7 protein-coding genes are annotated in these 6,310 nt (G+C 71.1%); 4 read left to right on the top strand and 3 right to left on the bottom strand.

Annotated features, from left to right (window positions below):
* The 3 genes from ACFV5N_RS23190 to ACFV5N_RS23180 form a co-directional block, all read left to right on the top strand.
* Positions 1-314 (top strand): helix-turn-helix transcriptional regulator (locus ACFV5N_RS23190; RefSeq protein ID WP_385603086.1); only part of this gene is annotated, 314 nt, incomplete at its 5' end.
* A gap of 111 nt (positions 315-425) precedes the next feature.
* A complete protein-coding gene (locus ACFV5N_RS23185; protein ID WP_385603084.1) occupies positions 426-992 on the top strand; it encodes a Uma2 family endonuclease in 567 nt (188 codons plus the stop codon).
* A gap of 44 nt (positions 993-1,036) precedes the next feature.
* The gene (locus ACFV5N_RS23180) at positions 1,037-1,837 is read left to right on the top strand and encodes an SDR family NAD(P)-dependent oxidoreductase (protein ID WP_385603081.1); all 801 of its coding nucleotides are present in this window, start codon (positions 1,037-1,039) and stop codon (positions 1,835-1,837) included.
* A 22-nt stretch (positions 1,838-1,859) separates the two neighbouring features.
* Here ACFV5N_RS23180 and ACFV5N_RS23175 read toward each other — a convergent pair whose 3' ends face one another.
* The 3 genes from ACFV5N_RS23175 to ACFV5N_RS23165 are packed head-to-tail and all read right to left on the bottom strand — an operon-like array spanning position 1,860 to position 4,514.
* On the bottom strand, positions 1,860-2,612 hold the full coding sequence (locus ACFV5N_RS23175; RefSeq protein ID WP_385603088.1) for an amino acid ABC transporter ATP-binding protein: 753 nt from the start codon (positions 2,610-2,612) through the stop codon (positions 1,860-1,862).
* 20 nt (positions 2,613-2,632) lie between these two features.
* Positions 2,633-3,568, bottom strand: a complete 936-nt coding sequence (locus tag ACFV5N_RS23170; RefSeq protein WP_385603078.1) for an amino acid ABC transporter permease — start codon at positions 3,566-3,568, stop codon at positions 2,633-2,635.
* Between the two features lie 7 nt (positions 3,569-3,575).
* Complete coding sequence (locus ACFV5N_RS23165; RefSeq protein WP_385603076.1) at positions 3,576-4,514, bottom strand: ABC transporter substrate-binding protein; 939 nt, start codon at positions 4,512-4,514, stop codon at positions 3,576-3,578.
* 482 nt (positions 4,515-4,996) lie between these two features.
* Here ACFV5N_RS23165 and ACFV5N_RS23160 point away from each other — a divergent pair, with 482 nt between their 5' ends.
* Positions 4,997-6,232 carry an NADP-dependent malic enzyme gene (locus ACFV5N_RS23160; protein WP_385603073.1) on the top strand — a complete coding sequence of 412 codons (1,236 nt, stop codon included), beginning with the start codon at positions 4,997-4,999 and terminating at the stop codon, positions 6,230-6,232.
* The last annotated feature ends 78 nt before the right edge of the window (positions 6,233-6,310 follow it).

Genomic DNA, 6,310 nt, shown 5'->3' with positions numbered 1-6,310 from the left:
GCACGGCGGCGCGCCGGGCCAAGGCGCTGCTGGACGAGGCGTGGGACCGCGACCTCGGCGCCGACGCCCTGGCCCGGGCGGCCGGATGCAGCCGGTACGCGCTGTACCGGGCGTTCCGCGCCGAGTACGGGATGCCGCCCAGCGACTACCAGCGGCTGCTGCGGCTGCGCGCGGCCCGCCGGCTGCTGGCCACCGGCACCGCCCCGGCGGAGGCGGCCACAACCTGCGGCTTCGCCGACCAGCCGCATCTGACGCGCTGGTTCACCCGGGTCTACGGCATCACCCCGGCGACGTACCGCCGAGCGACGGGCTGAGCGGCCGGGCGCGCGGCACGCCCGACGACGACGCATCCGGGTGCCGAGCGCGCGCCCGCTACCGGTGAGGACCCGGATCGTTAAACTCGGCGGCACCGGAAGGAGGATGCCATGGCCCCCATGACCGCCGACCCAGAGATGACTCCACTGCGCCGCGCCGCCGAGGCGGCGGAGGACGCCTCTGGTCTGCGCGCCGAGATCATCCGAGGAGTCCTCATGATGTCGCCCACCCCCCGTGGGAAGCACGCCGGGATCATCAACAAGCTTTACGACCAGCTGCGACCGGCTCTTCCCGAAGGCTTGCAGCCCTTCCAGGTCGCGTCGGTGGCGCTCCCGCACGATCCCGACGACTACGCCAGCCCCGATCTGCTGGTCTGTGACGCCTCTTTCGAGGACTCCGACAGCTGGCTGACGGAGCCCGGATCCGTCGAGTTGGTGGTCGAGGTGGTGTCCAAAGGCAACAGCAGCAAGGACACCCGCGACATGGTCGCCTGGTATGCCGACGCCTGCATTCCCGTGTACCTGCTGATCGACCCACGCAAGGGGAGCTGGACGCGGTACACGGTGCCGCGCGACGGCGAGTACCAGGGGGTTCTGCACGGTCTGTACGGCGAGGATGTCGAGCTGGCCACGCTCGGTCTGAAAATCACCACCGGTCGGTTCCCTCAGTACTCCTGAAACCGGGTTGCGGGCATGGCGCACGCCGGTGCACCCTGCCGGGCATGATCGATACCGGGCTCCGTGGCCGCGTCGTCCTCGTCACCGGGGCGCACCGCAACATCGGGCGGGAGATCGCCGCCGCCTTCGCCGAGCAGGGGGCCGCCGTCGCGGTGCACTGGTACGGCGGGGGCGGAGCGGAGCTGCCGGAGGGGGTGGTGGCCGAGCACTACGTGGGGGACGCGCGGGCCGCCGAGGAGACCGTGGCCCGACTGCGGGATCTCGGCGCGGCCGACGCGTGCGCGGTGCCGGCCGATCTGGCCGCGCCGGACGCGGCCCGGACACTGACGGCCGCCGTCGAGGAACGGCTCGGCCCGGTCGACGTCCTGGTCAACAACGCCGCGCACACCGAGACCCCGGACGGGGTGCTGGACCTCACCGCCGGAAGCCTGCACCGCAACTACACCGTCAACACCATCGCCCCGGCACTGCTCACCGCCGAGGTGGCCCGCCGCGCGGCCGCCGGGTCGCGGCCCGCCGCCGTCGTCAACATCTCCACCGACGCCGCCCGCGCCTTCCCCGGGCAGGTGGGCTACGGCACCTCCAAGGCGGCGCTGGAGGCGTTCACCCGGGCCGCCGCCCTCGATCTGGGCCCGGCCGGGGTACGGGTCAACGCGGTGGCGCCCGGCCCGGTGCAGACCGGGTGGATGACGGAGGAGCTGATCGAGCGCGTGCTGCCCGTCATCCCGCTGCGCCGGGTCGGCACCCCGCGCGACATCGCGGACGCGGTGGTGTTCCTGGCCTCCCGGCAGGCCGCCTGGATCACCGGGCAGGTGATCCAGGTGGCCGGCGGGCACGCCCTGTGACGGGCGGGCGGACCGGAACCGGCTACAGGACCTTGGAGAGAAACGCCTTGGTCCGCTCGTGCCGGGGGTTGGTCAGCACCTCGCGCGGGTGGCCCGCTTCCACGACCACGCCCTCGTCCATGAACACCAGGGAGTCGCCGACCTCGCGCGCGAACCCCATCTCGTGGGTGACCACGATCATGGTCATGCCGTCCTCGGCGAGGGCCCGCATCACGTCCAGCACCTCGCCGACCAACTCGGGGTCGAGCGCCGAGGTCGGCTCGTCGAAGAGCATGAGCTTGGGGTCCATGGCCAGCGCCCGCGCGATCGCCACCCGCTGCTGCTGTCCGCCGGACAGCTGCGCCGGGTAGTGGTCGGCGCGGTCGCCCAGGCCCACCCGCTCCAGCAGTTCCTCGGCGCGCGCCCGGGCCTCGGCCTTGGGGAGGCCCTTGACCTGGACGGGCGCCTCCATGACGTTCTCGGCGGCGGTCATGTGCGGGAAGAGGTTGAAGCGCTGGAAGACCATGCCGATGTCCCGGCGCTGGGCGGCCACCTCCCGTTCGCGCATCTCGTACAGCTTCGTGCCGCGCTGGCGGTAGCCGACGAGTTCCCCGTCGACGTACAGCCGCCCGGCGTTGATCTTCTCCAGGTGGTTGATGCAGCGCAGGAAGGTGGACTTGCCCGAGCCCGAGGGCCCGACCACGCAGAACACCTCGCCGCGCCGCACCTGGAGGTCGATGCCCTTGAGGACCTCGACCGCGCCGAACGACTTGTGGACGCGCTCGGCCTTCACCATCGGCGTCTCGTCGCCCTCGCTCATACGGTTTCGCCTCCCACCCGGCTCTTGGTACGGAAGGTGGTGAGCTGCTGCCGTATCCGCCGCAGCGGTGTGGGCGGCTGCTCGCGGTCGCTGCCCTTGGCGAAGTGCCGTTCCAGGTAGTACTGGCCGATGCTGAACACCGTGGTCAGCAGCAGGTACCAGACGCTGACCACCATCATCATCTCCATCACCGCGAGGTTGCGGGAGCTGATGGTGTCGCCGGCCCGGAAGAGTTCGTCGAAGTAGATCACCGACGCCAGTGAGGACGTCTTGAGCATGTTGATGAACTCGTTGCCGGACGGCGGGATGATGACGCGCATCGCCTGCGGCAGCACGATGCGCCGCATGGTCTTGGTGCCGTTCATGCCCAGCGCCTGCGCGGCCTCGGTCTGGCCGCTGTCCACGGACTTGATGCCGGCGCGGGCGATCTCCGCCATGTAGGCGGCCTCGTTCAGGCCGAGCCCCAGCAGGGCGGCCAGGAACGGGGTCATGACGTCGTTCATCTCGTTCTTGTAGAAGCCGAGATTCACGGTGTCGAAGATGTAGGAGAGGTTGTACCAGAGCACCAGCTGCACCAGCACCGGCGTGCCCCGGAAGAACCAGATGTAGCCGTAGGCGACCGACGACAGCACCGGGTTGTCGGACAGCCGCATCACGGCGAGCAGCATGCCCAGCACCAGGCCGAGGACCATGGCGCACACCGTGATCCACAGGGTGTTGAGGGCACCCTCCATGATGCGGTCGTACGTCAGGTAGTCGCCGACGACGTTCCAGTTGATCTTGGCGTTGGCGAAGGCCCACACCACCAGGCCCAGCAGCGCGATGACCACGCCGGCGCTGACCCAGCGGCCCCAGTGGCGCACCGGGACCGCGGTCAGCTCCTCCGGCGGTACATCGTCCGCGGGACGCCGCTTGTCGAGATCGAGGGACACCGGCGCGTCACTCGCCCGCGTTGATGGTGGCTTCGTCGATGGCGCCGGTCTGGGCGCTCCACTTGGCCAGCACCTCGTCGTAGGTGCCGTTGTCGATGATCTCCTGGACGGCGGCCTGGATGGCGTCGCGCAGTTCGGTGTTGTCCTTCTTGACGGCGATGCCGTACGGGGCGGCGTCGATCTGCTCGCCGACCACCTCGAAGAGGTCACCGCCGCCCGCGTTCAGCTCGTTGTAGAGCGCCACGGGGAAGTCGGTGATGACGGCGTGGGCGCGGCCGCTCTGGAGGGCGGTGATCGAGTTGGAGTCCGTCTCGTTGATCATCGGGCTGATCGGCTCGTCGCACTCCTCCTGCTGGGCGTCCAGCAGGTACTCGTTGGCGGTGCCGCGCTGGGCGGCCACGGTGAGCCCGCACAGGTCGGCCACGCCGTTGATGCCCTCGGGGTTGCCCTTGGCGACCAGGATGGCGGAGCCGGCCTGGAAGTAGTTGACGAAGTCGGCGCCGCCCTCGGCGTCCTCGCTGATGCCGTTCTGCCGGTCCTTGGTGTCCGTCATGGCCGACATCACGATGTCGTGGCGGCCGTTGTTGAGGCCGAGGACCAGGCCGTCGAAGGTGCCGTCGCTGAAGGCGAACTCGACGCCGAGGACCTCGCCGAGCGCGGCGGCGATGTCCGGGTCGATGCCGGCGATCTCGTCGTTGTCGTCGAAGAACTCGATCGGGGCGTAGTCGATGTTGGAACCGACCTTGACGACGCCCGCCTCCTGGATCGCCTCGGGCAGCAGGTCGTACAGCGGGGCCTCGGGGTTGGCCCCACCGCCGCCGGAGGCGGATCCGCCCGACCCCTTGTCCCCGTCGGTCTGGTCTCCGCAGGCGCTCAGCAGCAGCACGCCGGCGACGGCGAAGGCTCCCAGGACCGTACAGCGGGAGCGTCGGGTGAGACTGGTCATGGCGTGGTCCTCCTGGGGGTGGGGAGTATCCGAGGCCGGGCACACGTCTTCGAGTGTCACGACTGTGTTCGTTTCTTGTGCATAGGACGAGTAGGCATCCTGCCATCCGCAGGTCGAGTTGCGTCCACCACTGCGTCCCGATCGGATAACGGACACCGTGTCCTGCTCACCGGGAGTGACGAACTGCCGCACCCGCGTGGTGCTGTGACCTGCGGGCCCCGCGGATGAGACTTCGGTCACCCGCCCGGCGTCCCGGGTCCGTGGCCAACACTCGGGCGTGCGCGGTCCCCCCGCCATCGGGTAGAACGATCCGTTACACCCCTCACCCGGGGACCTGGGCGCGTGTGCGGCGCGTCCGGCGTCCGTGCCACTCCCCTCCGGCGGCCACTCGCCGGCCGGGACGCGGACGTGGTGCCCGCCCGCTTCCCGACCGGGAAACGGAACACCCTCGTGACAGCGCAAGACAAAGGGGTTCACCTCTCGTGACATCGGAGATCATCAATCCTCGCGGCGCGGCCGGTACGGAGCCAACGGACACCGCCGGTACCGCCGAGGCCGCCGCAAGCCTGCTCGATCCGGTCTTCGCCCTGCACCGGGGCGGCAAGATGGAGGTCGCCTCCACGGTGCCGGTGCGCGACGCCGCCGATCTGTCGCTCGCCTACACGCCCGGGGTCGCCTCGGTGTGCGCGGCGATCGCCGAGCAGCCGGAGCTGGTGCACGACTACACCTGGACCTCCCAGGTGGTGGCCGTGGTGACGGACGGCAGCGCGGTGCTGGGGCTCGGCGACATCGGTCCCGGGGCGTCGATGCCGGTGATGGAGGGCAAGGCGATCCTCTTCAAGGAGTTCGGCGGTGTCGACGCGGTGCCGCTGGCGCTGGACACCCAGGACGTGGACGAGATCGTGGAGACGGTGGCCCGGCTGGCGCCGTCGTTCGGCGGCATCAACCTGGAGGACATCGCGGCGCCGCGCTGCTTCGAGATCGAGCGCAGGCTCCAGGAGCGGGTGGGCATCCCGGTCTTCCACGACGACCAGCACGGTACGGCGGTGGTGACGCTGGCGGCGCTGCGGAACGCGGCGCGGCTGAGCGGGCGCGGTCTTGCCGAGCTGCGGGTGGTGATCTCGGGCGCGGGCGCGGCGGGTGCGGCGATCGCGAGGATCCTGCTGGGCGCGGGCATCGGCGATGTGGCGCTGTGCGACCGCAAGGGCGTGCTGTCGGCGGACCGCGCGGACCTGACCGGGGTGAAGGCCGAGCTGGCGGCGGCGACCAACAGGGCCGGGGTCACCGGTTCGCTGGCGGACGCGCTGGCGGGCGCGGATGTGTTCGTGGGGGTGAGCGGCGGCAGCGTGCCGGAGGAAGCGGTGGCGACGATGGCGCCGGGGGCGTTCGTCTTCGCGATGGCCAACCCGACGCCGGAGATCCACCCGGAGGTGGCGGCGCGGTACGCGGCGGTGGTGGCGACCGGGCGCAGCGACTACCCGAACCAGATCAACAACGTGCTGGCGTTCCCCGGCATCTTCGCGGGCGCGCTGCGGGTGCGGGCGGCGCGGATCACAGAGGGGATGAAGCTGGCGGCGGCGGAGGCGCTGGCGGCGGTGGTGGCGGACGAGCTCACGCCGTCGAAGGTGATCCCCTCGCCGTTCGACACCCGGGTCGCCCCGGCGGTCGCGGCGGCCGTGGCGGCGGCGGCCCGCGCGGAGGGCGTGGCCCGCCGGTAGGCGGGGGACGGCGGCGCCGTGCGGCCCGCCCCCGGGGTGGGGGCGGGCCGCGGTCGGTTCCTAGCGCAGGGCCAGGAC

The sequence above is a fragment of the Streptomyces sp. NPDC059853 genome, assembly GCF_042731495.1.
In the GTDB taxonomy this organism is placed as follows: Bacteria; Actinomycetota; Actinomycetes; order Streptomycetales; family Streptomycetaceae; genus Streptomyces.
Note: the sequence above shows the minus strand (reverse complement) of the source record. Positions and strands in the feature narration are given on the sequence as shown.